This is a genomic window from Candidatus Izemoplasma sp., assembly GCF_982632705.1.
This window is the reverse complement of record NZ_CEXEES010000105.1, coordinates 1-2,546: the sequence shown is the minus strand read 5'-3', so window position 1 is coordinate 2,546 and position 2,546 is coordinate 1. Positions and strand designations below refer to the sequence as shown.

The 2,546-nt window shown below is 31.5% G+C and carries 4 protein-coding genes; 1 reads left to right on the top strand and 3 read right to left on the bottom strand.

Going from position 1 to position 2,546, the window contains the following annotated elements; translation table 11 throughout:
• The coding region (locus AC2LE6_RS08875; protein WP_484478902.1) for a hypothetical protein at positions 1-193 on the top strand (193 nt) is incomplete at its 5' end.
• Between the two features lie 27 nt (positions 194-220).
• Here AC2LE6_RS08875 and AC2LE6_RS08870 read toward each other — a convergent pair.
• The 3 genes from AC2LE6_RS08870 to AC2LE6_RS08860 form a co-directional block, all read right to left on the bottom strand.
• Positions 221-1,528 (bottom strand): DUF4349 domain-containing protein, encoded by a 1,308-nt coding sequence (locus AC2LE6_RS08870; protein ID WP_484478901.1) that lies wholly within the window; start codon positions 1,526-1,528, stop codon positions 221-223.
• 138 nt (positions 1,529-1,666) lie between these two features.
• Positions 1,667-1,879, bottom strand: a complete 213-nt coding sequence (locus AC2LE6_RS08865; protein ID WP_484478900.1) for a helix-turn-helix transcriptional regulator — start codon at positions 1,877-1,879, stop codon at positions 1,667-1,669.
• A 2-nt stretch (positions 1,880-1,881) separates the two neighbouring features.
• Positions 1,882-2,358 (bottom strand): hypothetical protein, encoded by a 477-nt coding sequence (locus AC2LE6_RS08860; RefSeq protein WP_484478899.1) that lies wholly within the window; start codon positions 2,356-2,358, stop codon positions 1,882-1,884.
• Positions 2,359-2,546 lie beyond the last annotated feature (188 nt).

The window sequence follows — 2,546 nt, the reverse complement described above, 5'->3', positions numbered from 1 at the left end:
TTACATAGCACTAGCAACATTAGTAGTTATAGTTCTGACTCCAATAGGATTATTCTTCCTAGATTTTAGTTTGGTCTCTATAATAATTATATCTACTTATTCATTATTATCATTTTACAAACATTATCCAAATTACAAACGGATTTATTTAGGCCAAGAAGTAGGTCTCAAAGCCGCATTTAAAAAAGAGTAAGAAAAAAGGAAGCCAAATGGCTTCCTTTTATTTATTTTGCGGAGGTCTTTGTTGTTGTTGCTTCAACTGTCTTTCCCTAATTTCCCTTTGTTTTTGCATTCTAATATTGTTCATTTCTTCTTCTCTCTTAATTCCTTCTTTGATTCTCTCATCAATAGCTTTTCTCTTTTTTTGCTTTCTTGCCTCCACAAGTTGTTTACCCTTTTTAAGGTATAAAATTCTTGAAGGTATAAATATAACAGTAAATACGATAGCAAATGGCAATATAGCAACAATTGCTAATCCTAAGAATTCAAATATTGCTACAAGAACAGTAAATGAACTTGTAAATACATTTCCAACTTTATTAAAGAATGTACTTTCTGTTAATGCACTTCTATTTACAACATTAGACTCTCTGTGTTCAGCAGAGATTGCTGTAACTCTAAATGTGTAATCTGTATTTGAATCTAATCCACCGATTTCAAATACTGAAACACCATTAGGGAACGCTTCTCCCTCGTATTGTTTCACAAACTCTCCATTTTGAAGTACGTCTAGATAAATCACTACAGGTAGATCATCATTGTTTCTTACTTCAACTTCAGCTGTGTTCTTTGTATGTTCATTCACATAAACAGTAGGACTTGCTGTTTGAGGTAATACCACAACTGCTTCACTCGTTTTATTTATTGTTAAATTAATAGTAGAGTAATCAACCAACGAATCATAATTCGCTAACGTATCTCCTATTTGGTTCAATTCAGATTCTATATCTATACGTGCGTCTTCTAATGTTAATATATCGTCTAAATCAACAGCAACTTCAATCAGTTCTAATATTCTTGCATGTTGTGTTTCTAACGCAAGTTTTCTCGCTTCAAATGTTGAATATGCATTCGTAACATCTTCTGATGTCTTTACATAACTTGACACATCACCTGTTGTTTTGATTTCTTCAATGAAATCAGTAAAGTTAGCAGATAAGACTCTTATCTTTACAACATATCTAGTGTTTGTAATATTTGCAGATTCTACATATGCACCATATGTATCTAATTCACTCATTACATTATTATATACAATTTCAGGATCAGGTGCATTCATACCAAGTGATGCAGTATAAATAATTTTACGATCTAACAGTGCAGGAATATCTGCATCTTGAACTACATCTCCACCTTCTAAATCTGCATCATCTATCACTGGTGCTGGTTCTTCAGGATCTGTATCCTCATTAGAATACTCATCTCCATAATATGCCGGATCATATTCAGCAGAATCTGCCATAGAACATCCTGACAATATAATCGTCATACCTATCAATAACACAAATAATAACTTCTTAATTTTCATTTTATTTCCCCCTTATTCTTAATCACCATTTTATAAAAGGATACCCCTTTACTTCTTACCATTAGTATACATTATATGAACTCAGATGCATATGTTTGTCGGTAAGTTACAAAAAAGGAGCAATTTTGCTCCTTTTTCTTAATTATCTAAGTAAAATATCTCATCAATTGGTTTATTAAATGCTTTTGATAAGTTAAATGCTAATTCCAACGTAGGTGAATACTGTCCTTTTTCAATAGCAACAATGGTTTGTCTAGAGACACCAACTTTTTCAGCCAATGCTTTTTGAGTCATTTCATCATTCTCAAATCGAAGTTTCCTTACATTGTTGTTTATAGACAACTTCTTCATACCTACACCCCTCTTCTGTAATAACGTATTGTAGCAATTTCAGTAGCAACATCTGATAAAACACCAAACGATACTATAACGATAAAGAATAAATGATTGCTTGTATCAAAGAGTTGTGAAATAAGAGCTGCAATAAATCCTGCAACAAATATAGCCATTGAGATTCTAGTAGCTTTTAAGCTGATAAGTTTGTCTCTTTCATCTACAACATCTTCAAACGGCTCTTCGTCTTCACCTTTGATTTCATTTTTTATCGCAGTACCAATTGAATTACCAATACTAAATATGATCATAATAACAATTCTAGCAACTATCGAGATTGGAATAAAGATAAGTATAACGATTGCCCAAAATCGTAAAATGTTGCTTAAATCGAAATCTCCATTCATATATTTATTATATATAACTAGAGCGTAAACCCCTGTAAGCACTACTGTGCTAAAAATGTTAACCAAACTTCTTTTTTCATGATATGTCATAATAATTCTCCTTCTTTCGAACTCTTAATGTCAAGTTCTATATACACATAGTATCATTTACTTTACATTGTGTCAAGTATACTTTACACTACTTTTTTGCATATATTATAAATATATGAATATGTCAGACAAATAAAAAAAGACCTATTCAAGGTCTTTTTTCTCTCCATTGTATAATCTATATCCGC

What these genes read in the sequence shown, in the direction of transcription:
- AC2LE6_RS08870 (WP_484478901.1), bottom strand. Translation starts at nt 1,528, where the DNA reads ATGAAAATTAAGAAGTTATTATTTGTGTTATTGATAGGTATGACGATT.
- AC2LE6_RS08865 (WP_484478900.1), bottom strand. Translation starts at nt 1,879, where the DNA reads ATGAAGAAGTTGTCTATAAACAACAATGTAAGGAAACTTCGATTTGAG.
- AC2LE6_RS08860 (WP_484478899.1), bottom strand. Translation starts at nt 2,358, where the DNA reads ATGACATATCATGAAAAAAGAAGTTTGGTTAACATTTTTAGCACAGTA.